Raw genomic sequence first — 24907 nt, 5'->3', positions numbered from 1 at the left:
AGATTCATATCATGAATCATCAAGAGGCAAATATTAATCATTATGCGAAGATATTGCAGAAAACCATTGATTTTGTAACGACACATTTTAGAAATGCGAATCAACCGTTTTCAGGAATTAATCCGGCCGATTTAAAACCTGCAGTTCATGCAATAGATTTCAATACAACAAGTACAAGCATTGATGAGTTGTTGGTAGAAGTAAAAGCACTTTATTGCCAGCATGCAGTGTCTTTTCATTTACCCAAATACATTGCGCATTTAAATTGTCCCGTTGTTACCCCAACACTTGCAGCTGAAGTTATTATAAGTGCATTGAATTCGTCAATGGATACATGGGATCAAAGTGCTGGAGCTACCTTGATGGAAATGAAATTGATTGATTGGACCTGTGACCAATTACATTTAGGGCCTTCTGCAGATGGCGTATTTACAAGCGGTGGTACACAATCCAATTTAATGGCTTTGCTTATGGCGCGTGATTATTATATCAACCGCACCTTAGCTTATAATGTAAAAATAGAAGGCTTGCCAGCAGATGCAAAACGTTTTCGTGTATTCTGTTCAGAGAAAAGTCATTTCAGTATTAAAAAGGCATGTAGCATACTTGGTTTAGGAGAGAACGCGGTTGTTTGTGTTCCTGTTGGTAATCGGTTTAAAATGAATACCAAGGAATTAAAAATATTGATGGAAAAAGAAATTGCACAAGGAAATATTCCGATTGCAATTGTTGCAACCGCTGGTACAACGGATTTTGGAAGTATCGATCCATTAATTGAGTTGGGAGAATTGGCACAGGTGTATGGCGCTTGGTTCCATGTAGATGCTGCTTATGGTTGCGGACTGATGTTGAGTGATAATCATAAATATAAATTGAACGGAATTGAATTCGCGAATTCTGTAACGGTTGATTATCATAAATCATTTTTCCAACCTGTAAGCTCTAGCGCTTTATTGGTAAGCGATAAAGATACCTTGAGACTGATGTGCTATCATGCCGACTATCTTAATCCAATTGAACAGGAGAAAGACGGCTATCCGAATCAGGTAAATAAAACGATACAAACGACACGTCGCTTTGATGCATTAAAACTTTGGTTCACGTTGCGCTTGATGGGTAAAGATGTGTTGGGCGAGTACATTGATCAGATTATTTACACCGCCAAACAAACTGCTATTATAATTGATAAGGATCCTGACTTTGAATTGTTAAATCAGCCGGAGATCAGCACCATTCTATTTAGATACAACCCATATTCTAAAAAGGTTGCAGCGCTTAATACATTGAATCAATTCATTCGTAAAAAACTGATGGATTCTGGCAAGGCACTTGTGGCAAGTACAAAAGTAAATAACGACGTATACCTGAAGTTTACCATTCTCAATCCGGTTACAAATACAAAAGACATTTCAATCATTTTAGAACTAATAAAAAACATAGGCAATGAATACGCACGAAATAATTAATAAAAAACAATGGAGTACAAATTATGTATTCTCTACCATTATCAACTGTTTCTTAAAGGAGCATACATGTTGGCATCAATTCAACCACGTGCCACAGCATGATCCTGCTTTGGCTGCATATATGAATGAATCGGGTAATTTTGAATGGATTAAAATTAAAAACACATCTTCTGAAAAAGAAATTTACTGCGCCGTAGATTATTTCTCACCAACAGGGCGTCATGTATTTCGTTTTCCTGTTATCACCAGAAATTCGAGAGAAGATGCATTCGTAACGATTCCACTTCAAACCTTTGTTGCTTATATCGAAGAACTTCATGATGCAGACAATGCTGTTTTAAGAAGTCGTGTTGCAGAAAGTTTGTTGAATACAATAGCATATTTAAATTATGCTGAAGGAAAAGGAAAATTAAAAAATATCAATAAACCCATTCAATCTTTTATTGAGGCAGAGCAATCGTTGTTGTTAGGTCATCAGATGCATCCCGTTGCGAAAAGTCGTATGGGTTTCAACGAAGCAGCATTGATTCAGTATTCGCCGGAGTGCAGTGAATCGTTTCAATTGCATTATTTTTTAGCAGATCCGGACATTGTGAATGAGCAAAGTACATTAGAAAATCCTGTTTCTGACGTATTAAAAGAAACCTTGTTGAATGATTCAGGAACATCGCAGACGATAAAAGATCTGATTAATCATAATTCCGATATCGTAATTCCATGTCACCCGTGGGAAGCATTGCATCTTATGAATGATGTGCAGGTACAGAAATTATTATTAAAAGGTGATTTGAAATATCTGGGAGAAGCTGGTCCGCTCTTTACACCTACGTCTTCTGTACGTACGGTATATAGCAAAGATTTTCCATACATGTTTAAATTTTCATTGCATGTTAAAATTACAAATTCTGAACGCATAAATCTTGAACGCGAGCTATGGAGAGGATATGATATCAGTCGCTTGATGAAGACCGCATGGGGTGAGAATCTTGCGGCTGATTATCCTCAGCTTGAATTTGTTTCAGACCCTGGATTCTTTATGATCAAAGGAGGGGACAATGCTTGGATCGAAGGCTTCAATACCGTTGTTCGAATAAATTCATTTTACAAAGAAGATGCAGGCCGAAATGTTTCGTTGATTGCCAGTCTTTCACAAGATGGAATTTATGATCAGCCAGCACGTATCAAAAACATCATAGAACGTATTGCTGCAAATACGGATGTTACAATAGAAGAAGCATCTGTAAACTGGATGCGCAAATATATTCAAGTAAGTGTGCTTCCATTAGTTGGAATTTATAACCAATACGGACTGGCGTGCGAAGCACATCAACAGAATGTGTTATTGGAGATGGATGCTCTTGGCTATCCATCTAAATTGTTATTTCGCGATAATCAGGGATATTTTTTTAGAGAAGGAAAAGCAGAAGAATTAGTATCTCAAGTGCCCGATCTGGCCGAACGCAGTATGTCTATTGTTCCAGAAGAAATGATTCATCCGAAGTATACATACTATATTATGTATAATAATATTTTAGGATTGATAAATGCATTTGGTGTAAACAAATTAATTTCCGAATACATATTACTAGATATTGTTGCAGAAGAGTTAGAAGCAATTAAGCTGAAGGATACGACAGGTTTTGTATACTACATGCTCAATACACGCGATTGGTATGTTAAAGGAAATTTACTTACAACCATTCAGAATATGGATGAAGCACGCCAGCCAATTGAAAACCCTGCAGTGTATAATGAGTATCCAAATCCATTTATGTATCGGTACTTCTGTCCGAGTTTGATCAAACCTAAAACAAAAGATATACTACATGTAAAATATTTTCCGGAACAGGACATAACGATTACGCTTCGTGGTTTTGATCTATCTAGAGATTTGAGCATGCTGCATGAGTGGTTTAATATGGAACATACCAAAGCATTCTGGAAAATGGATGGGCCTATTCGCGAACTGGAAGAATTTTATATTATGTTGATGGATGCAGAGTATTCACATTCATTAGTTGGTGAGATCAATGGAGAAGCTACTTTCACGATGGAACCTTATTGGCCAATGCGTGATAGTGTAGGGAAATATTACGATGCACTTCCAACAGATTATGGTGCACATTTACTGATTGCACCTACAGATAAAAATAAAAAATATACGATGCAGCTTTCTCAGGCCGTGATGGAGTATATATTCAATCAACAAGAAGTGGGTAAATGTATTGGCGAAGCAGATGTAAATGCAAAACCCATGCATATGTTGGTTACAAGACTTGGATTCAAATTTCAAAAGGTACTAACAATGCCTCATAAGACGGCCAACCTTACATTCTGCGAGCGCGAATGGTACAAGGAAAAATTTCCGAATGCAACTATTTTAGAAAACGTATTCTCTGATTTGGTATAGCATGAGTAGAGAAGTTATATATGATATCATTGGTGTTGGTATTGGCCCCTTTAATTTGGGTCTTGCCGCATTGACACATCCAATCAAAGATCTTACTTGTTTATTTATTGATCGGAAAAAAGAATTTAACTGGCATGCCGGTTTGATGTTTGATGATGCTACCTTACAAGTTCCGTTTTTGGCGGATCTTGTAACAATGGCCAACCCAAGCAGTCCGTTTAGTTTTTTGAATTATTTAAAAGAAGTTGATCGCTTGTATAAATTTTATATACGAGAAGATTTCTTCATGCTGAGAAAAGAATACAATAAATACTGCCAATGGGTATTGAGTCAATTAGAAAACTGCTGGTTTGGGCACGAAGTTGTTACGATAAGCTATGATGAAACCAGTAAACTATATAGTGTACTGATACAGAATTCTATTACAGACGAAGCGAATTGGTATACAACAAAAAATATTGTGCTCGGTGTTGGTAATACGCCAAAACTTCCTTCTTATGTAAAACCGGAGTATGCACAGTATGTGTGTCATGCATCCGATTATTTATTGAATAAAAAAGAATTTTCAGCGCGCAAATCTGTAACGGTGATTGGCTCTGGACAAAGTGCTGCTGAGGTATTTAACGACCTGCTTCAAAACCGAAATGAAGAAGCAGAATTGAATTGGTTTAGCAGACCGGATCGTTTCTTTCCAATGGAATATTCGAAGTTGACGCTTGAGTTAACGTCGCCGGAATATGTAGATCATTACCATGCATTGCCAGCATCTAAACGTGAATCGATTCTTAAAGGGCAAAATTCCTTGTACAAAGGAATTAATTACGATCTGATAAATAGTATTTATGATACGCTCTATCAGCAAAGTGTAGACGAAGAAAACTTACCTGTAACCTTATCTCCTTGCTCTGAATTGCTTTCCATGGAAGAAACTCCTGATAAGCGTATTCGTTTGCACTTTTATCACACTCAGCAGGAGCGTGGTTTTACCAACGTAACCGATGCCGTAATATTAGCAACAGGATATAGTTACAGCATACCGAAATGTTTGGATGCAATTCGGTCGCTGATCAATGTTACCGAAAGCGGTAAATATCTTACAGCCCGTAATTACTCGATTGATAAGGGTAATAATACCATTTTTATTCAGAATGGAGAATTGTATACACATGGTTTTGTGACGCCAGATTTGGGTATGGGCGCTTATCGAAACGCCAGTATTATTAATACAATCTTAGGGTACGAATACTATAAAGTTGAAAAACGTATTGCATTTCAGAATTTCACAGCAACTCCATTGGTCAATGAAATTGCAGAACTCTTTGTTAATAAAAACTAATTGATGAACCGTCTCCTATTATTAATTATTATTTCAAGTGACCATCGTTGTGCCTTTTTTGCAAACCACATGCATGTTATTAAAAAAGAAGTAATGAACCGTTTTTGCTCCGTGTTTGTGTCTTTTCGACCAATTACGTGTAAGAATGTAACGAATTATGAATGAATCGTTCTATCTTATTTATCATTTCGTTTCTCGCAATTTTTGCAGAATCATTACTTGCACCATACTATCCTATGTATTTCAAACAGGTGTTTGATATACAGGATTCCAATACTGTGGGTTGGTATATTGCAGCCTGTAGAATTGTATTTATGGGTGCATATCCTATTTGGGCAATTGTCAGTAAACGATATTCTTTAAGAAACATACTTGTATGTACGCAAGGTATGGCAGGTATTATATGCATTGCCTCTGCATATTGTAACAGCTATACATTATTTTTAGTGTTATCGTTACTGATGGTTTTTTTTAAAGCAAGCTACCTACTTATTTATCCGCATCTTATTCAGCACAGCTGTTCAAGATATAAAGAGATTAGTATACTGGGGATTATTTTAAATGTAGGCATGATCTGTTCTGCCTTAATAAGTAGTCTCTGGATCCAACAATTTAATATTCAACATATATTTTTTATAATAGCTGCATTTGATTTTTTACAGATGGTTATCAGCTATTATTTTTTAGTTCCGAATACTGTGCTTGCAGCTACTGAAAATATTGATCGCAAAGAATATTCTATATCTGCTTATACATTTATTCGGATTGCCATCCTTACGTTTTTTATCTATTTCGTATCAACAACACTTCGACCTTTTTATACTGATTTTATTTTGAATCAAATAAACTACCGATATACTATTTTAGAAGCAGGCTGTTTATTTATACTGCCTAGTTTCTCTGTTATTCTTTTCTATTTTATTTTTAAAAAAGAAAGCCGTTTGCCCTCAAATGCAACCATGATGATTATTGCCTTTTGTTTCGCAGCCAGTGTATATGCGCAACAATTTGAAATGCTATTTATACTTACATGCCTTATTCGGATTGTGTATGGATTTTTGTTGTTCTATTTATGTGTGTATCTCGATTTGTTATTTTTTGAATCAGTAAGTAGCGGACATGTTGCTGTATGGTATGGCTTAATTCACGCAATTCAGAATACTGCTTATCTCATAGCGCCATTGTATACAGGTAGTCAAATTGCAGTACTTGGCTTAGCTGTTCAGTTTGATATTGCATTCCTTATATCTTTATTCTTTCTTTCAATAATTATAATCACAAGTATCTCATTTAAACGCAAACATCATAGATATGAATCATTCCGATAATTTAATTGGTCATGATATTCAGACAGGTATTAAACACCTTAAAAAAGATGTCTGGAATCGGGTCAACCGCAAACATATTACAAAAGTATTTTCCGAATTTTTACATGAATGTTTGATCCAACCTGTACGAACTAAAACAGAAACAGCACGTGTAAATTTTCAATTGGCGACAGATAGCCCTACTGTTTATTATACATTTTCTGGAGAGTACCGCGCGATGGATTATTGGCATCTTGATCCCAGTTCGGTTGTTAAATATGTAAATGATAAGCCGGAATCTAAGGTAGATGTTATTCAATTCTTTTTAGATATGAAGGAAACACTTGGTGTAAAACCATTAACACTATCAAAATTTATTGAAGAAACATATAATACCTTATACGCCGATGCATTTATTTTAGCACAAGGCAGGATTGATGCACATCTTTTAATTGATGCTACGTACACGGTTATTGAACACCAAATGGATGGACATCCCTGGGCTACAGTTAATAAGGGACGTATTGGTTTTAGCTATGAAGATTATTTAGATTTTGTACCCGAAGCGAGTAAGATGACAAGCTTATTTTGGTTGGGTGTTCACAAAAACAAGGCATTATATGCACATACTTGTGAGTACGATTACCCACGTTTGATGCAAGAGGAATTGGGCATTGATCTGCAGGATGCGTTTAATGCCGTACTTTTTTCGCATGAAGTGGATCCGAATGATTATTTATTTTTACCTGTGCACGAATGGCAATGGAAACATAAATTGACATTTTTATTTGCAGGCGATATTGCCAATCAATACATCATACCGCTTGGAAAAGGGAATGATAGCTATGCGCCGCAACAGTCAATTCGAACATTTTTCAATATTGACAAACCAGAAAAAATGTATGTTAAAACGGCAATCTCAATTTTAAATACATCTGTATACCGCGGATTATCCCCGGCGAAACTTTCAATTGCACCTTTTATAACAACCTGGGTAAAAAGTAAGTTAATGACAGATCCTTTTCTGAAACGACTTGGATTTACATTGCTAGGTGAAGTAGCAACAATTGGCTATAAGCATAAACATTACGAACAAGTTGAAAATGGTCCGTATCATTACAAAGAATTATTGGGTGCAATTTGGAGAGAGAGTGCTTCAAACTATTTGAATGAAGGCGAACGCATCATGACCATGGCATCGTTGCTGTATGTGGATGAAAACGGAAAATCGTTTACAGCCGAAATGATACGTAAGTCGGGCTTAACTGCTGAACATTGGTTGAAGAGCTATTTGAACGCATACTTAACGCCGATACTTCATATTTTCTATCAGCATAAATTTTTCTTCAGTCCCCATGGTGAGAATACAATTTTGGTAATTCAGGATTATGTTCCCGTTCGCATTATCATTAAAGATTTTGTAGAAGAAATTGTTCTGACACAAGATGGGAAAAAAGAAGCTCCAAAAGAAGCCCAACATATTTTACGAGATATTGATGATGAATATGCTACACTATTTATTTTATCGGGTGTGTTTGATGGAGTATTTAGGTATTTATCAAATGTGTTCCATAGTTATGTGGGCTTAGACGAAAAAGTATTTTGGAAAAATGTTGCCGAAGTTATAGATGGGTATCAAAAACAACATCCCGAATTAAAAGATCGCTACGAACAATTCGATTTATTTGTTCCTGAATTTATTCGGGTTTGTATTAATCGGGTTCGATTATTAACCTATGGATACTCGGAAGAAGCATCAATTCCAGTTCCAGAAATTTGTGGCGTGCTTACAAATCCTGCAGCCGAAAACAGAGTCTCTTCTTGTTAATAAACATGGTTTTTCCATGTAATATTAATCCTTGTATTATTTAGTCTAGTTCTAAATAGTGCAAGGATTTTTGCTTAATATATGCTACATTTGCCATTTAGACTAATTCTAAATAGTATGAATGTAGTATGGATAATATAAAAGTATTTATAGCAGACGAGCATTATCTTATTAGAGAGGGTGTTAAAGGAACATTAGCGGGGGCGGAGCACATTCAAATTGTTGGAGAATCGAGCGATTTGGTTCATTTGCATAATAATATTGATTCTTCTAATCCAAATGTGCTTATTTTTGAATTGAATTTATGTAAAGAACCCGTTCGTGATCTTATTCAAGATTTAAAGCTCAAACATCCAAGGTTAAAATTTCTAATTATTTCAGACTGTGACTGTGAATTACCCTTAGTTATGGCTGTTCGGGCTGGAGTAACAGGGTTTTTAAGAAAAAATGTTTTAAAAGAAGAGTTGTTATATGCTATACAGCAAGTACATAATAACAAAGAATATTTTGTGGGGGATATTACGCAACTTTTATTAAAAGGACTTTTAAATAATGCCACTTCAGATTTTAGCTTTTCCGACAGGGAATTAGAAGTTTTACGCTACATCTGTAAAGGAAGGTCAAACGAACAAATAGCAGATATTTTATTTATTAGTGAAAAGACGATCGCTACGCACCGTAGAAATATTATGAAAAAAGCAGGTGTTAAAAAGTCTACAGATTTGATAATTTGGGCTTTAGATAATAAAATTGTTTCTCGTTCTTAATTATTCAGTTAATTAGGGTAGTGTACTACTGTTTTTTTGGTATACAAAAACCCACTTTTTTAAGTATTGCAGCCTTCAATTTAAGAATCTACTTTTGTATTGTTTAGAATCAATCTAAATAATAAGATTATCAAAAAGCTATTTATACATATCATTTTAATCATTGCCTTATTTAGTTCCATTTCAGCATTTGCTCAAAACGGAATCATTAAAGGTAAAATTGTTTCGGATAGTTCACAACCTGTCGAGTTTGCTTTGGTTTATTTGAAGGGAACATCAATGGGAACTAATTGCGATTCAAAAGGCATATTCTGCATACATGCTGTTAAGCCTGGAAAATATACGGTGGTCTTTGCTCAACTAGGGTTTGAAACAGTAGAGCAATTGGTGGATGTGCATTCAGATCAAGTTCATGAAATAGTTTTACATACGCAAGCCAAATCAGATCAACCTGAAATTGTTGTTACAGGAACGCAAACAGAAAAAAGTATTCAAGATTCTCCCATACCGGTTACGATTATTACAGAAAGCCAAATAAAGCAAATGGGTTCTATGCGCCTAAGTGAAGTATTACAAGAGCAAACGGGTTTGGCTATTATTAACGATCACGGAACGGGAATTCAATTGCAAGGTTTCAATCCAGAGTATACCATGATTATGATTGATGGTGCTCCATTAATAGGCAGAACAGCTGGAACTTTTGATTTATCTAGAATGACTGTTGGTAATATCAAACAAATTGAAATTGTTAAAGGCCCTTCTTCTAGTTTATATGGAAGCGAAGCTTTAGCAGGTGTCATCAACATAATTACACAAGAGCCAACAGAAAAAGCCGGTGTTGGACTTCGTACACGCTACGGTACAAATAATACGAGTGATGTTTCATTGGATGGTTTTTTTCGCACAAAGAAGTTTAGTTACTCTGCATTTGCCAATAGATATTCAACTTCAGGTTATGATTTAGTTCCAGATACGGAAGATAAAACAGTCCCTGCATATCACAATTATACACTGCAACAAAAAGTAGCGTATCGTTTTAACCCAAGGCTGAAGGCATCGCTATTTGCACGTGGTTTTTTCGAAGATCAGAATTCAAATATTTCTTTTTCAGAAAATGGGATTGATTATAAGATCAATCAAGTAGGGAATCAATATGATTGGAATCTATTACCTCAAATTTCTTATTCACTTAATTCAAATACACGCCTTTTATTAAAAATGTATTCCACCTTTTATCATACGAGTGCTGTTATGACAAATATTGCGGATGGTAGTTTGTACGATGATAGTTATTTCAATCAAACGTTTAATCGACCGGAGTTGATTGGATCTAAAACTTGGAATAAAAAAAATGAAACCATACTTGGCGCGGGTGTAACCTTCGAATCTGTAAGTGCAACGCGTTATACCGATAAAAAAAGATTCAATAGTACATTTTATTATGTACAACACGATTGGAAACCACTATCGAAGATTAATATTATTGCAGGATTTAGGTACGATGTGCACAGTGTGTATGGAAAACAATTGAGTCCGAAGTTATCTATTAAATACAATGCTACGAAAAAAATTACATTCCGCGCTTCAGTCGGAAAAGGTTTTAAAGCCCCAGACTTTCGCCAGCTATATCTCAATTTCACAAATCCTGTTGCAGGTTATAGTGTATTTGGGTCGGAGGAGGTCTTGGCACAATACACCCAGTTGGAACAACAAGGTTTGATTGCTCAAACATTCATTGATCCAACTACTTTAAAACCTATCACTGCAGAGCGTTCTGTAGCTATAAACGTGGGTTGGAATGTTGACTTCTCTAAAAAAATGAATTGGCAATTGAATGTTTTCAGAAATGATATAAATGATATGATTGAAACATCTGCCATTGCAATGAAAACCAACGGGCAATCGGTGTATACTTATTATAATGTTTCCAAAGTATTTACGCAAGGTGTTGAAACAAATTTAGCATATCAGTTTCATAAGCATTTTTCTATAAGTGCAGGCTATCAATATTTGATAGCAAAAAATAAAGAAGTTGTTAAAGATATTGCAGAAGGGCAATATTATGCGCGTGATCCTATTACCTATGTTACTTCTATTATTTCAGAAAAAGAATATGGCGGGTTATTTAATAGATCCAAGCACATGGCGAATTTTAAATTATTTTATTTAAATAAAAATACGGGTTGGAGTGCTTCTATACGTGCCATTTATAGAGGTCGATATGGATTTGGTGATATGAATGGCAACTTGATTTTAGATGTAGATAATGAATACGTAAAGGGATATTGGTTGGCAAATATGTCTGTTGGAAAAACAATTACATCCTGGTTTACCTTACAAGTAGGTATGGATAATGTCTTTAATTATAAAAACCCTCAATACATTTCTTCTATTCCAGGGCGATTGTATTATACGTCCCTTCAATTAAAAATAAATAAAAAATAATTATGTCTACAAAAATATATACGAACATTTTAATTGCATGTGTTGCAATTCTTTCTTATTCCTGTAAAGATAAAAAGGAAGATGCTCCAGTCCCAGCAAGCACAAGTACAGCACTTGTTGTGCGTAACTTAGCAGCGAATCCTGAAACGGGTGGTAATGGACATTTTACCTTCTTCAGTTTGAAAAACAATGTTGTTGTACCCTTTACAGATTCTGCAACTACAAAATGGGATATCGCATTCAATGCAACAACCATTATTACCAATAGCGGTTCAAGCGGTCCTGGTACCGTAGGAGTTCAGTTGTATACGGGACTTTTTGAAAATTTAACAACAGCTCCTTCAACTGGTTATATCCAAGATGCTACATCTGCTTATGCCATTTCAACAGGTTCTGCAAACGGTTGGTATAATTACAATTCAACAACACACGTTATTTCGGCTATTCCTGGTAGGGCTATTGTAATACGTACAAATGATAATACCTATGCTAAAATGGAAATATTGAATTATTATCAAAATGCTCCTGCAGCACCTGTTAATACAGATGTTTCTAGATATTATACATTTAGATATGTGTATCAAAGTAACGGTACAAGACAATTTTAATTTATCTATCAATCAATCTATCAAATTTTCTATAATTCAAATCATGAAAAAACAACTACATACATTATTCGTGTTCGTATTGTCTATATATGCATCTTACGGACAAACATTCAGCACGACCACAACCATATCAGACTTAGCTGCAAATAAAGGAACAAAATTATTTACCTTCTTTAGTTTTTCTACAGGCGAAGAAGTTGCTGCAGCAGATTCAAATTCTAACAAATGGGATATTGCCTTCAGCGGTACAACAATTTTGTTTAATGGTGGTACGAAGGGGCCAAGCACCGTTGCGGCTCAATACATTACACCTTCTACATTTGAGGCTATTTCAGAGGCACCTACTTCGGATTATACATTGAATAGTCTTAGTGGTAATGGCAGTTGGTATGATTACAATCCAGGAGTAGGAAATAGTGGACCGCATACAATTATCCCTATTTCGGATAAGATCATTCTTGTAAAATTGGAGAATGGAAGCTATGTAAAACTTCAAATATTGAATTACTATCAAGGTGCTCCATCAGAAGTACCTACTACTGGTCCCGCATATGATGGTGTTGCTAAATATTATACATTTAAATATATATTGTCTGATGTTACAGATGCATTCAATGATACATATACTGTTTCAGATTTAGGATCAGATAAAGGCACAGGTAAGTATACCTTCTTTAGTTTTGCTACTGGGGAAGAGGTTGCGGCAGCAGATTCAAATTCTTTAAAATGGGATATTGCTTTCAGTGGAACAACAGTATTGTTTAATGGAGGTACGAAAGGTCCAGGCACTGTTGCAGCTCAATACCTTACACCATCTACATTTGAATCTATAATTGAAGCACCTACCACTGGTTATACATTGAATAGTATTAGTGGTTCTGGTAGCTGGTATACTTATTACCCTGGTTCAGATTTTAGCGGTCCGCATACTGTTTTACCAATTGCTGATAAAATAATTCTTTTGAAAGTACAGGATAGTAAATATGTAAAACTGCAAATATTAAATTATTATCAAGGGGCTCCTTCGGATGTACCCACAACAGGTCCAGCCTATACGGGTGTAGGCAAATATTTGACCTTCAGATATGCATTCACTGAAAATGTCGCCTTGCCTGAAATACCTACATCTGTTTTAACAACTTCATCAAAAGTTATTTCAATGTATCCAAATCCAATTTCTTCTTCATCTGCTGAATTAACGATCGATTCAGATGTAGATACAGGTAGTCTTAAAATTATGGATTTGATAGGCAATGAAGTTTATGCTGCTGCAATTAATAACTCAACGATGCAACTGACTAATTTAAATCTTGTTCAAGGAATTTATGTAGTAATTCTAGAGTCGGAGGGTAAGCTCTATCAACAAAAATTAATTGTTAAATAGACTATTTCTTTAAAACGTGAAACATTTTGCGATTCCAGTAATACGCATCTTTGATTATCAGAAGGCATTCGACTTCTATATAAATTGGTTGGAATTTAATATAGACTGGGAGCATGTAGATGCTCCCGGAATGCCTAGATATATTCAGATATCGAGTGATTCTGTTAAAATACATTTAACAGAACATCATGGAGATTGCAGTCCTGGTGCTAAGGTATTTATTGAATTTTCTTTTTTAAAAGAATTTCATGCAGAATTAGTAGATAAAAATTATTTGTTTTATAAACCAACAATAGAACATACTCTCTGGAATGCTTTAACGATGGAGGTAACAGATCCATTTGGGAATAAATTAGTATTTAACGAAAGTCTTTAAATTAGATGAGTGAATTTTGTTCCATTAATATATTGTGTGAATCTCCAAATGGTAAAATATATACCTGTGATTCGTGTGCAGAAAAAGTTGTATTCTGTTATAAAAATATAACACAATCTATGTGTAAAAAATATTTCAATAAATTTAGTAAAAATGTTTTCAATCTTAATCCTAAAGCATTTTTCAAGGACTTTCCATTTGAGAAAAGAATACATATTCGAACGGAATGGAATGCCTTGTTTTATTCTTTTACTAAGAAAGAAATATTAGAAATTCAAATACTACTTAAACAAGCTGATTTTAAACTTAACCTATTTGATCGATATGCCTTATACCTCAATTAAAAAAATTATTGCATCCATTGCGTATGTATTGATTATTCCCATCACATTCAGTTTGCTTACCCTAAGTGCTACATGGATGAAATCGGATTCATCATCAGAAATGAAAATTGTTTCTGTCAATGGTACTATGAGTGAAATTATCTGTGCCTTAGGTTTGGAAAGCTCTTTGGTTGGTGTTGATGTTACGAGTTCATACCCAGCATCCTTAGAAAAAGTAGTTAAAATTGGCCACAATCGTTCTGTTTCTTCAGAAGGTATTATAGCGCTATCTCCAAACTTAGTTGTAGGTATGCAAAATGATTTGAAATCAACTTTAATAGAACAATTAACGGCATCAAACATTAAAACCTATTTATTTAAACAAGAACTTTCTGTTGAAGGAACGAAGAAATTAATTAGTGAAGCAGGCGTGTATTTTAAACAATCTGCAAAAGCATCCGAATTGATTGCACAACTTGATAAAGATATTGCGCTGGTAAAAAAACCTAAAGTTAAAAAGAAAGTATTATTTATATATGCACGTGGCGCAGGTAGTATGATGGTTTCTGGAACAGGTACTTCTGTTGAAAAGGTGATTGAACTTTCTGGCGGACAAAATGCAGTTACTTCATTTGCAGATTTTAAGCCTTTAACATCCGAAGCTTTGATTGCTGCAAATCCAGATGTGATTTTATTATTCGATAGCGGTTTGGAAAGTATTGGTGGCGTCGATGGATTGTTAAAAGTTCAAGGAATTGCACAAACAACTGCTGGTAAAAATAAAAAAGTAATTAGCATGGATGGACAATTATTAACTGGATTTGGTCCGCGCTTAGGAAAAGCAATGATCGAACTTTCTTCAAAATTGCAATAATCTCATTATGGTAATTACATCTAAACAGCGTATTATTCTTATTGCACTTGCGTTCCTGTTAGTAGCTTTCATGTTGCTATCAGCAGGGAATGGTGCATTGTATATTTCTCCTTCGCAAGTTATATCTATTGTGTTACATAAGATTGGTATTTATAACCTTGTAGCATTTGATGAAGGCCAATATAATGTTTTTTGGATCATTCGTTTACCACGTGTATTGCTTGGTTTGTTAATCGGTGCAGGATTGGCTTTGTCTGGTGCTGCCTTGCAGGGCTTATTCAGAAATCCATTAGCAGATCCAGGTTTAATCGGCATTTCTGCAGGCGCATCTTTAAGTGCAGTCCTTACCATTGTTTTTTTATCTACCCTTTCAGCTACTCCGTATTATTATTTGATTGAAGGTATGGTAGGTTATTATACCTTAAATGTCGTAACATTTTTAGGTTCCTGTTTAACATCTTTTCTTGTATTTAAAGTCTCTAGAACAAATGGAAAGACAAATGTTACAACAATGTTGTTGGGAGGAATTGCGATTAACGCCTTGTGCGGTTCTTTTATAGGTTTGGTTACGTATTATGCTACAGATGCAGAGTTGCGAAATATTACATTTTGGTCTTTAGGCAGTTTGGGTGGTGCCAGTTGGAATACTGTAATCACCATACTTCCTTTTATTTTAATACCGATTGTGTTGTTGCCACGATTGTCAAAAGCGTTAAATACCATTTCTCTGGGCGAAAAAGAAGCTATTTATTTAGGCGTATCGGTAGATCGATTGAAAATACAAATTATCATTTTATCTACTATGGCTGTAGGTTCTGCTGTTGCTGTTGCTGGTATGATTGGGTTTGTAGGTTTGGTTGTGCCACATGTATTGCGCATGTTGGGCGGATTTAATCAACGGTATATTCTGATAGGTTCTTCTTTAGCGGGTGCCTTACTTTTAACAGGCTCAGATTTATTAGCTCGTATACTTGTAGCACCTGCCGAGTTGCCGATCGGAGTGATTACTGCATTGATTGGTACTCCTGTATTTGCTTGGATTTTGTTAAAACATAAAAAAGAAAGTCAGTTTATATAATGGTAGATGCAATTCATATAACACTATCTGTAGGTACTAAAACATTGTTGAATGGTATATCTCTGCATGCTCATGCAGGTGAGTTACTCGTTATTGCTGGTCCGAATGGAGCGGGTAAATCGACTTTGTTGAGAGCACTCTCTGAAAAAACAAATCTTGATACGGGTTGTGTTTGCTTGAATGGGTCTGATTTATACTATCAAGATGTTAAAGAACTTTCTAAAATTCGCGCGGTGCTTTCTCAATCCTTTGCAACAGGTTTACCTTTTCAAGTAGAAGAAATTGTAATGATGGGACGGTATCCATATTTTAAAGAACATCCCAATCCAGAAGACACGATGATTGTGAACGAAGTGTTGAATGCAATGGATATTGTAGGCTTAGCAAAACGGGTGTATTCAACATTGTCTGGAGGGGAGCAACAACGTGTTCAATTGGCACGTGTATTAGCACAGATCTGGAAAATTGATAAAAATGAAGATGGCATTGTTAAATATCTTTTCCTTGACGAACCCGTTTCAAGTTTAGATTTATATCATCAACAAGTTGTTTTGCAAACCGCAACTCGTATGGCTAAAGCTGGTTACTGTGTAATTGCGGTATTGCACGATTTGAATTTAATATCCCAATATGCCGATAAGGTATTGTTATTAAATAAGGGCTTTGTGGAGGCTTATGGTAAAGCAGAAGAAGTTTTCACAAAGGAACGTATAAAGCGTGTATATGGCTTAGATATACATCTTATAAACGATCCTGTTTCTGGTCAATTATTAATTATACCAGATTCAAGTTCATTTAAAATGAATCAAACAATTAATCCTAAATATAATGATAACAACAACAAATCAAATCGCGTTAGCAGAACGCTGGAATCAATTTAAAGTTGAATTTCCAAAGAAACGTATTCGTGATGCCGCAAAAGTACTTGGTGTTAGTGAAGCAGAATTGTTAGCTACAGAAGTTGGCTCAGGAGTAATTAAATTAGAAGGTGATTTCTCTGAATTGTATAAAGAATTACCAAGCTTAGGTCGTGTAATGTCACTTACTCGAAATGATGGTTGTGTATTAGAACACAAAGGAACTTTTGACAAGATTGATGTTCAAGGCAAAGCACATAAAGTAGGCACATTGATTGGTACGATTGAAGCACGTGCATTCTTTAACTTCTGGAAATTCGCATTTGCTGCTGAAGTTAAATCACCTCGTGGTACGATGAAAAATATTCAATTCTTTGATGCAGCAGGTGTTGCTGTTACAAAGATATATGTTTTGGAAGATGGTGGTAACCTCGAAGCGTATCAAACACTTGTTGATAATTACCGTGCAGCAGATCAATCTACTGAACTTGAAATTACGCCCGATATTGCTCCAACGTTTGAAGAACATATTGATGAAGCTGCTTTCATTGCAGCTTGGGCGGGCCTTGAAGATACACATGATTTTTTTATTATGTTACGCAAATTCAAATTGAACCGCTTACGTGCACTCGAAATTGCGGATAAAACATTTACACGCAAATCGGATAAATCAAAACTGGTTGGTTTGTTAGAATCTGCACTGAATGATAAAATGCAGATTATGATATTTGCTGGAAGTAAAGGCAATATTCAAATACACCAAGACGTAATAAATTCTGTTAAAGTAATGGACAACTGGTTGAATGTCTTAGATCCTGATTTTAACATGCATTTAAATATGGATGAAATTACTGATACGTGGGTAGTACGAAAACCAACCAACGATGGGGATGTTACTTCGATCGAATGCTTTAACAAAGACCGCGAAATGGTTGTTCAGTTTTTTGGTTTCCGTAAGCCAGGTAAACCAGAATTAAACGCGTGGCGCGAATTAGTGAAAACTATTTAGTTATTTTTTAATTGTTTAATTGTCTGGACCGCTCTTTTTAGAAATAAGAAGAGCGGTTCTTTTTTATGGGATTTGATTCGTAAAAAAACGATTAAAAACATCTGTGCATGTTATTGTAACCACATTTTCTGTGTTCTTTATTGGAAAACTGAAATTAAATAGGTCTTTTAACGAACGAAATACTTTGTAGTATAGAGCCCTTGTTCAGAGTAGCTTATTTTTAGTATCTTTATTGTTCCAAAGCGTTGTTTGATAAATTATGATTGAAACGCGAACATTAAGTATAGTGCCATGTCCGATAAGAAGAATAATAAAAATAAGAAAAAAGAGCATCCCACAGTGAAACATCAAATGCACCCCAATAATAAACATCGGGAGCGCTATGATTTTCCTGTATTGATTTCTTCCTTACCCGAATTGGCGCAATATGTAACAACGAATATTTATGGGGATGAATCGATTGATTTTTTTAATCCCGCTGCTGTTACCTGTTTGAATAATGCTTTGTTGAAACACTACTACGACATCACAGAGTGGAGTATCCCCGAAGGATATTTATGTCCGCCAATACCAGGTAGGGCAGATTACATACACCATATAGCAGAATTATTGGGCACGAGTTTTAAACAGACCATACCCAAAGGTGCTCATGTTCGATGCTTGGATATTGGAGTAGGTGCCAATTGTGTGTATCCTATTATAGGCGTTAAAGAATATGGTTGGAGTTTTGTGGGTTCGGATATCGACCCAATTTCAATTGCTTCAGCAAAACATATTGTAGAAGCAAATGACGTTCTCAAAGATCATGTAACATTACGTTTACAGAAGCATCCCGAAGATATATTCTTTGGTGTGATAGCTGAAGGAGAGAAGTTTGACCTTACGATTTGTAATCCGCCGTTTCATGTATCTGCTGAAGCTGCAGCCGAAGGAACCTTGCGTAAATTAAGCAATCTCAAAAGTGAAAAAGTTACAAAAACAGAATTGAATTTCGGAGGACAAAAAAATGAGTTGTGGTGCGATGGTGGCGAATTGAATTTCATTCGCAATATGATTCGAGAAAGCAAAAAGTTTTCTACTTCAGTTTTATGGTTTTCAACCTTGGTTTCAAAACAAGCAAATCTGGAGAAGTTTTATGCCCAGCTAGAATTGTTAGCACCCTTTGATGTGCGCACAATCCCGATGGGGCAAGGTAATAAATCAAGTCGATTGGTAGCGTGGACTTTTCATTCCAAAGAAGCCCAAGCAATATGGCGGAATGAAAGGTGGAAGAATGTTGAAGAAGTTGGTATTTAGTATTTCCTAATCCGTTTTCTGTGTGTCACTACACTCTTGTCTTTGAGTAACAGAATAACCGTCAACTTGAGTGATTTGCATTTCATACTCTAGTGGTTGGTAATTTAAGTGTAATAATTAGTAGAGGTTAAACATAAAGAACAAACACTTAAACGTACCGAACCTTACGGCTTATTTTCAGTAGAACCAAAACATGCCGTTCGGTACGTTTACGCAGCAGTATTATAGATAATGCGAAATTGTTCTTTTGCGTAAACTACCAACCACCTGTTATTGGTATCTACAATTTTCTTGGTTTGACGACTATGGTGAATACAGACCATGATATCAGATGAAAGAAAAACTCTAAATAAATCAACAACCAATTCCATTCATGACAAAACCAACGAACATACTTGCAAAGTTTGGCCTTAACGGTTTCTTTTTTGGTTTGGTGGCTGTTGTTGTGTTGGCTTTTTATTTTCCTTCTTGGGGAAGTGCCGATAGTGTGCTTCCGCTTTCTGAGATTGCTCAATATGGAGTGTCTGTGATTTTCTTTTTTTATGGATTGAAATTAAGTCCAGAGAAATTAAAGGCGGGATTATTCAATTGGCGCTTACATCTCTTGATACAATCCAGCACCTTCCTTTTATTTCCGCTGGTAATTATTCTGGTTCATACTTTTTTTGGGAACATGGGAGATGATTTAATCTGGCTGGGCGTTTTTTATGTAGCTGCCTTGCCGTCTACCGTTTCATCTTCTGTCGTAATGGTTTCCATTGCAGGAGGGAACATGACAGCTGCCATTTTCAATGCTAGCATATCAAGTATATTGGGCGTGTTTATAACACCGCTTTGGATGGCATTATTTATGGACGACATGCATGCCGATATGGATACTACAGCAGTCATTATCAAGTTGTGCTTTCAAGTATTGATGCCTGTCATCGCAGGATTGTTGTTGCATCACTGGTTGGGTCGCTTCACCGAACGCTATAAAAATGCACTACGCTTATTTGATCAAACGATCATATTGTTAATTGTGTTTACTTCTTTTTGTGAATCCGTAGCTGGGGATATGTTTGTCGGATTTTCAATAGCAGAGATCCTTTTAATTTCTGTTGCGATGCTGGTATTGTTTTTAAGCATGTTCGGAATTATGTATGTACTTTCCATTGCGTTGAAATTAAATCGAGAAGATCGGATTGCTGTATTGTTTTGTGGTTCCAAAAAATCCCTCGTTCAAGGAGCTGTAATGGGGAAGGCTTTATTTCCCGATCCATTGATGTTGGGACTAGTACTTTTACCGTTGATGTTGTATCATGCCTTGCAATTGATTGTAAGTGGAATGATTGCCGAAGGAATATCGCATAAAAAATAATTAGTATTAAATAATTGATAATTAGTTGTTTGTGATTTATTTTTAAAATAATTGTATCTATTTATAATAAGTCTAAATAAATATACTTAGTTTTGGGAAATGAAAATTCAATTCTTCCCAATGAAAAAAATATACCTTTTAGCTGTTACAGCAGCCTTACTAACTCAAATTTCTTGTAAGGACAGAAATAACGATACAGCCATTGTACCAAACCCACAAGCATTTGTTGCTGAAAATTATTCAAATGTGGTTTTTGCTACCTACGAAGATTCATGGATAGCGGCTAATAAACTAAAAACAGCAGCAGAGAGTTTTGTTGCAAATCCCTCTCAAGGTGGTTTAGAAAATACACGCGCTGCCTATTTAGCAGCACGAACTCCATACATTCAAAGTGAAGCATTTCGTTTTTACAACGGTCCTATTGATGATGCAAGAGGTTTGGAAGGATTATTAAATTCTTGGCCCTTAGACGAATCGTATATCGATTACATCGTAACCAATGCAAATACAGGAATTATAAATGATGCAACGGCATTTCCAACGATTAATAAAGATATCATCGAAGCCAACAATCAAACTGCAGGTGAAGAAAGTGTAAGTTGTGGCTATCATGCAATTGAATTTTTATTGTGGGGACAAGATCTTTCGGTTGATGGTCCTGGCGATAGACCGTATACGGATTACATCGTTGGAGGCAGTGGTACGGCATCCAATCAAGATAGAAGAGCTGCTTACTTATTAGCGTGTATTGATTTATTAATCGACAATTTAAATACTTTAAAAAACGATTGGAAACCCAATGCGCAAAATTACAGAGCATCGTTTGTTGCAAATCCGAATCAAGCAATTTCTAATTTTTTAACAGGTGTGTATCGTTATACGGATGGTGAACTTTCTGTTGAACGTATGCAAGTTGCCTTAGACGCAGAGGACGATGCAGGTAGACAAGAAAATGAACAATCTTGCTTTAGTGATCAAACACACAACGATATTATTCTTGGTCAAAAAGGTATTCGTAATGTGTACATTGGAACGTATGTTCGTATTGATGGCTCTGTTGTAGAAGGAGCAAGTTTATCTGATTTGGTGAAGGCTACGGATAAAAATTTAAATGATCTTGTATTATCTAAAATTTATGATGCGGATATAGCTGTGAACGCAATTCATCCACCATTTGACAATGAAATTGTAAGTACGAATGCAGCAGGTAGAATTCGTGTTCAGAATGCGATAAATGCTTTACATGATGAAGCTGCTGAATATAAGGCTGCTGGGGCAAAATTAGGTATGATTATAAATTAATTTAGTATTGTAATACGTGTTGATGATAGATTCAATATTACTACAATATTTAATAGTAAGTTTGCCGTTATTTCGCAGTTTTGTGAGATAACGGCAAACTTATTAAACAATGAAATTATAAATCTTCTCATTGAATACAATTATGTTAAAAAAGTCTGGATTCATACTCTCCATTATTTTATTTGTGACGATAACAACGATGCAATTTTGTAGACACAATCCAGATGCACCAGTGCCCAATACCGTTGTTAGTAATAAAGCGGAAGTAGATGAAGAATATGCAGGTGGAACGACAACCATTTTTGATGCAACGATGAATGCATTTGGTTTCCCTGCCCAGAATTTGACGCAATACCAAAAAAATAAATTCTCATTAGGTAATTCTGTTTTTAAAACCAATTGGGTTGTAGCACCTGCTACTACTACAGCAATAGATGGCATCGGCCCTTTTTTTAATTCTAGATCGTGTTCGGGCTGTCATAAATTAGATGGAAGAGGTTTGCCACCAATGAACCCAGGAGATGATTTAAATGGTTTGTTGTTTCGCTTAAGTATTCCTGGTGAAAATGAACACGGCGGCCCACTAGGCGATCCACAATATGGCGATCAATTAAGCAATCATGCAATTTATGCAGGTGCAGATATGACTGCTATTCCTGAAGGTACGGTGAATGTAACCTATAGCATTATTTCTGGTAAATATGCAGATGGAATAAGCTACGAATTAAGAGATCCCATATATACATTTGTAGACTTAGGTTATGGAGAATTGAGTGCAGGTATAATGACGAGCCCACGCTTGGCACAACAATTACCAGGTCTAGGTTTGCTTGAAGCAATTTCTGTTGCAGACATCCTTGCGAACGCAGATCCTTCGGATATAAATGGGGATGGCATTTCTGGTAAACCAAATTATGTGTGGAATTATAAAACAAATACAGTTGATTTAGGACGTTTTGGTTGGAAGTCAAATCAACCAACCATTTTGCAACAAGTAGCTGGGGCATCTATCGGGGATATGGGCCTTACAACAACCTTGTTTCCCAATCAAAATTTAACAGGGCAACAAATTACCGATTATGGAACTTGGCCAACAGGTGGAGATCCAGAAGTACAAGTAAATGATTTTGATCAATTGGTATTTTATTGTCAAACACTCGCAGTACCTGCAAGAAGAAACTGGAACGACCAAGATGTATTACGAGGGAAAGAATTATTTCGTCAAGCAAAATGTGCAAGTTGCCACACACCTTATTTTGAAACAGGTGCACATGATGTGCCTGCTTTAAGCAATCAAAAGATTCGACCTTATACGGATTTGTTATTACATGATATGGGCAGTGGTTTAGCAGATGGAAGGCCTGATTTTCTTGCAACAGGTAACGAGTGGCGAACACCTCCTTTGTGGGGTTTAGGTTTGATTAATACTGTAAATAATGGGGGCAGTTTCCTATTGCATGATGGTAGAGCACGCAGCATATCTGAAGCAATCATTTGGCATGGCGGGGAAGGTGAATTTTCTAAAAATGCATTTCTTAATATGAATGCACTAGACCGTGCAGCAATCCTTAAATTCTTACAATCATTATAAATTAAATATTCAACAAAATGAGAAATTTTATGCGTTTATTTTTATGCATGCTTATAAGTGCTATAATTCTTATTTCATGCAAGCCATCGAAAGATGAAAAATCTACTTTGGTAACGGCAGATCGTAAGCCATTGGTTTCGAACCTTGGTAACAACATTATTGTGCCAAGATATCAAGCATTAAACGATGCTATAAATGCATTTGATGCACAGGTAAACGTTTTTACAGGTTCTCCTTCTACAGAAAATTTGATGGAACTTAGAACGAAATTTTATGTGAGCTATGTTGCATGGGAGTATGTTGCTAGTTTTGAATTTGGTCCGGCTACAGCTAGTAATATTAATTTAGGGACGAAAATGGTGAATGTATTTCCAACAGATACAGCACTTGTGAAAAATAAAATCATTCAAGGCAGCACAACAATACCTGCAACAAATAGTGCTTCCTATTCTGGATTTCCTGCAATTGATTATCTATTGTTTTGGAAAAGTTTGAGCGCAGAACAAATTGTTGATTCCTTTCAAATATCTTCGTTAGCGATCAAAAGGTGTAATTTTTTAAAAGCACTGAGTGCGAACTTAAAAACGAGAGTTAATAGTACATATAGCGATTGGACTTCTGGCCCTTCGCCTTTTAATACGTTGTATACAAATAATACAGGCCTGGATTTAGGTAGCTCAACTTCTCAAACCATCAATATGATGGTTGCCGATTTAGAAAATATTAAAAATTACAAACTCGGTTTGCCACTTAATATTAGTCAAAACGTTGTGATTGATAATGCAAATGTGTATCCATTTAGAAGTGAAGGGTATCATTCAGATTCTTCACTTGTTCTGGCTAAAGCAAGCATGGAAGCGTTGCGTAAATTGTATAAAGGTATTTCACCTGCAGGCATAGATGGACAAGGATTTGATGATTATTTAATAGCAATAGGAAGGACGGATTTGAGCAAACAAATTGGAGACGAAATTGAATTGGTTCAAACTAAATTAAATCTTATTCCAGGCCCAATATCAATAGCAATTCAAAACCCTGCTGGAAAACAAGCTGTACAAAACGCATTTCAAGAAATGTTGAATTTAATCACATTGATGAAAGTTGATTTGCCTTCTGCTGTCGGAGTGATTATTTCTTATGGCGATACGGATGGGGATTGAATTTAATTATGAGTTATGAGTTATGAGTTATGAATTAAGAATTAAGAATTAATTTCGTTTCCTTAATATTTTTAGTAGGGATTTATTCTTTATCCGTTGGCTAAAGCCAACGGCAATGAAAGCTGTTCAG

Annotated in this window: 20 protein-coding genes; all 20 read left to right on the top strand. The window is 35.6% G+C overall.

The features are described 5' to 3' along the window. The first annotated feature begins 11 nt into the window (after positions 1-11). Positions 12-1466 (top strand): aspartate aminotransferase family protein, encoded by a 1455-nt coding sequence (locus tag Q0543_RS13920; protein WP_299254302.1) that lies wholly within the window; start codon positions 12-14, stop codon positions 1464-1466. Then, complete coding sequence (locus Q0543_RS13915; RefSeq protein ID WP_299254299.1) at positions 1444-3876, top strand: GNAT family N-acetyltransferase; 2433 nt, start codon at positions 1444-1446, stop codon at positions 3874-3876. Before Q0543_RS13920 ends, Q0543_RS13915 begins: the two co-directional genes overlap by 23 nt. A 1-nt stretch (position 3877) precedes the next feature. After that, a complete protein-coding gene (locus Q0543_RS13910) occupies positions 3878-5212 on the top strand; it encodes a SidA/IucD/PvdA family monooxygenase (RefSeq protein ID WP_299254296.1) in 1335 nt (444 codons plus the stop codon). 161 nt (positions 5213-5373) lie between these two features. Beyond that, positions 5374-6540: an MFS transporter gene (locus Q0543_RS13905; RefSeq protein ID WP_299254293.1), complete on the top strand. Its 1167-nt coding sequence runs from the start codon at positions 5374-5376 to the stop codon at positions 6538-6540. Continuing rightward, positions 6524-8347, top strand: a complete 1824-nt coding sequence (locus tag Q0543_RS13900) for an IucA/IucC family siderophore biosynthesis protein (protein WP_299254290.1) — start codon at positions 6524-6526, stop codon at positions 8345-8347. The genes Q0543_RS13905 and Q0543_RS13900 overlap by 17 nt, the downstream gene beginning before the upstream one ends. A gap of 128 nt (positions 8348-8475) precedes the next feature. Next, a complete protein-coding gene (locus Q0543_RS13895; protein ID WP_299254287.1) occupies positions 8476-9114 on the top strand; it encodes a response regulator transcription factor in 639 nt (212 codons plus the stop codon). A gap of 99 nt (positions 9115-9213) precedes the next feature. Continuing rightward, positions 9214-11559: a TonB-dependent receptor gene (locus Q0543_RS13890; protein ID WP_299254284.1), complete on the top strand. Its 2346-nt coding sequence runs from the start codon at positions 9214-9216 to the stop codon at positions 11557-11559. A 2-nt stretch (positions 11560-11561) separates the two neighbouring features. Further along, positions 11562-12167 (top strand): HmuY family protein, encoded by a 606-nt coding sequence (locus Q0543_RS13885; protein ID WP_299254282.1) that lies wholly within the window; start codon positions 11562-11564, stop codon positions 12165-12167. A gap of 43 nt (positions 12168-12210) precedes the next feature. After that, the gene (locus tag Q0543_RS13880) at positions 12211-13551 is read left to right on the top strand and encodes an HmuY family protein (RefSeq protein WP_299254279.1); all 1341 of its coding nucleotides are present in this window, start codon (positions 12211-12213) and stop codon (positions 13549-13551) included. A 16-nt stretch (positions 13552-13567) separates the two neighbouring features. Next, positions 13568-13927, top strand: coding sequence for a glyoxalase superfamily protein (locus Q0543_RS13875; RefSeq protein ID WP_299254276.1), 360 nt, complete (start codon positions 13568-13570; stop codon positions 13925-13927). Between the two features lie 5 nt (positions 13928-13932). Continuing rightward, positions 13933-14271 (top strand): DUF6686 family protein, encoded by a 339-nt coding sequence (locus tag Q0543_RS13870; RefSeq protein WP_299254273.1) that lies wholly within the window; start codon positions 13933-13935, stop codon positions 14269-14271. Further along, a complete protein-coding gene (locus Q0543_RS13865; RefSeq protein WP_299254271.1) occupies positions 14252-15124 on the top strand; it encodes an ABC transporter substrate-binding protein in 873 nt (290 codons plus the stop codon). The genes Q0543_RS13870 and Q0543_RS13865 overlap by 20 nt, the downstream gene beginning before the upstream one ends. Before the next feature lie 7 nt (positions 15125-15131). Then, positions 15132-16202 carry an iron ABC transporter permease gene (locus Q0543_RS13860; protein ID WP_299254269.1) on the top strand — a complete coding sequence of 357 codons (1071 nt, stop codon included), beginning with the start codon at positions 15132-15134 and terminating at the stop codon, positions 16200-16202. Then, a complete protein-coding gene (locus Q0543_RS13855) occupies positions 16202-17083 on the top strand; it encodes a heme ABC transporter ATP-binding protein (protein ID WP_299254266.1) in 882 nt (293 codons plus the stop codon). The genes Q0543_RS13860 and Q0543_RS13855 overlap by 1 nt, the downstream gene beginning before the upstream one ends. Beyond that, on the top strand, positions 17031-18068 hold the full coding sequence (locus Q0543_RS13850; protein WP_299254263.1) for a ChuX/HutX family heme-like substrate-binding protein: 1038 nt from the start codon (positions 17031-17033) through the stop codon (positions 18066-18068). Before Q0543_RS13855 ends, Q0543_RS13850 begins: the two co-directional genes overlap by 53 nt. A gap of 291 nt (positions 18069-18359) precedes the next feature. Then, positions 18360-19364 (top strand): 23S rRNA (adenine(1618)-N(6))-methyltransferase RlmF, encoded by a 1005-nt coding sequence (gene rlmF / locus Q0543_RS13845; RefSeq protein ID WP_299254260.1) that lies wholly within the window; start codon positions 18360-18362, stop codon positions 19362-19364. A 373-nt stretch (positions 19365-19737) separates the two neighbouring features. Further along, positions 19738-20724, top strand: coding sequence for a bile acid:sodium symporter family protein (locus tag Q0543_RS13840; RefSeq protein ID WP_299254257.1), 987 nt, complete (start codon positions 19738-19740; stop codon positions 20722-20724). Positions 20725-20844: 120 nt separating this feature from the next. Further along, entirely contained in the window at positions 20845-22026 is a 1182-nt protein-coding gene (locus tag Q0543_RS13835; RefSeq protein ID WP_299254255.1) for an imelysin family protein, read from the top strand. A 142-nt stretch (positions 22027-22168) separates the two neighbouring features. After that, positions 22169-23617, top strand: a complete 1449-nt coding sequence (locus tag Q0543_RS13830; protein WP_299254252.1) for a di-heme oxidoredictase family protein — start codon at positions 22169-22171, stop codon at positions 23615-23617. Between the two features lie 29 nt (positions 23618-23646). Further along, positions 23647-24777 (top strand): imelysin family protein, encoded by a 1131-nt coding sequence (locus Q0543_RS13825; protein ID WP_299254249.1) that lies wholly within the window; start codon positions 23647-23649, stop codon positions 24775-24777. The last annotated feature ends 130 nt before the right edge of the window (positions 24778-24907 follow it).

The sequence above is a fragment of the uncultured Cytophaga sp. genome (assembly GCF_937863595.1).
In the GTDB taxonomy this organism is placed as follows: Bacteria; Bacteroidota; Bacteroidia; order Cytophagales; family Cytophagaceae; genus Cytophaga.
Note: the sequence above shows the minus strand (reverse complement) of the source record. Positions and strands in the feature narration are given on the sequence as shown.

Bases quoted from the DNA above. Each gene is read 5' to 3' on its own strand.
- Q0543_RS13900 (WP_299254290.1), top strand. From the start codon at position 6,524: ATGAATCATTCCGATAATTTAATTGGTCATGATATTCAGACAGGTATT.
- Q0543_RS13835 (WP_299254255.1), top strand. From the start codon at position 20,845: ATGAAAAAAATATACCTTTTAGCTGTTACAGCAGCCTTACTAACTCAA.
- Q0543_RS13920 (WP_299254302.1), top strand. From the start codon at position 12: ATGAATCATCAAGAGGCAAATATTAATCATTATGCGAAGATATTGCAG.
- Q0543_RS13885 (WP_299254282.1), top strand. From the start codon at position 11,562: ATGTCTACAAAAATATATACGAACATTTTAATTGCATGTGTTGCAATT.
- Q0543_RS13860 (WP_299254269.1), top strand. From the start codon at position 15,132: ATGGTAATTACATCTAAACAGCGTATTATTCTTATTGCACTTGCGTTC.
- Q0543_RS13830 (WP_299254252.1), top strand. From the start codon at position 22,169: ATGTTAAAAAAGTCTGGATTCATACTCTCCATTATTTTATTTGTGACG.
- Q0543_RS13870 (WP_299254273.1), top strand. From the start codon at position 13,933: ATGAGTGAATTTTGTTCCATTAATATATTGTGTGAATCTCCAAATGGT.
- Q0543_RS13850 (WP_299254263.1), top strand. From the start codon at position 17,031: ATGATAACAACAACAAATCAAATCGCGTTAGCAGAACGCTGGAATCAA.
- Q0543_RS13825 (WP_299254249.1), top strand. From the start codon at position 23,647: ATGCGTTTATTTTTATGCATGCTTATAAGTGCTATAATTCTTATTTCA.
- Q0543_RS13915 (WP_299254299.1), top strand. From the start codon at position 1,444: ATGAATACGCACGAAATAATTAATAAAAAACAATGGAGTACAAATTAT.
- Q0543_RS13910 (WP_299254296.1), top strand. From the start codon at position 3,878: ATGAGTAGAGAAGTTATATATGATATCATTGGTGTTGGTATTGGCCCC.
- Q0543_RS13880 (WP_299254279.1), top strand. From the start codon at position 12,211: ATGAAAAAACAACTACATACATTATTCGTGTTCGTATTGTCTATATAT.
- Q0543_RS13865 (WP_299254271.1), top strand. From the start codon at position 14,252: ATGCCTTATACCTCAATTAAAAAAATTATTGCATCCATTGCGTATGTA.
- Q0543_RS13855 (WP_299254266.1), top strand. From the start codon at position 16,202: ATGGTAGATGCAATTCATATAACACTATCTGTAGGTACTAAAACATTG.
- Q0543_RS13840 (WP_299254257.1), top strand. From the start codon at position 19,738: ATGACAAAACCAACGAACATACTTGCAAAGTTTGGCCTTAACGGTTTC.
- rlmF (WP_299254260.1), top strand. From the start codon at position 18,360: ATGTCCGATAAGAAGAATAATAAAAATAAGAAAAAAGAGCATCCCACA.
- Q0543_RS13905 (WP_299254293.1), top strand. From the start codon at position 5,374: ATGAATCGTTCTATCTTATTTATCATTTCGTTTCTCGCAATTTTTGCA.
- Q0543_RS13895 (WP_299254287.1), top strand. From the start codon at position 8,476: ATGGATAATATAAAAGTATTTATAGCAGACGAGCATTATCTTATTAGA.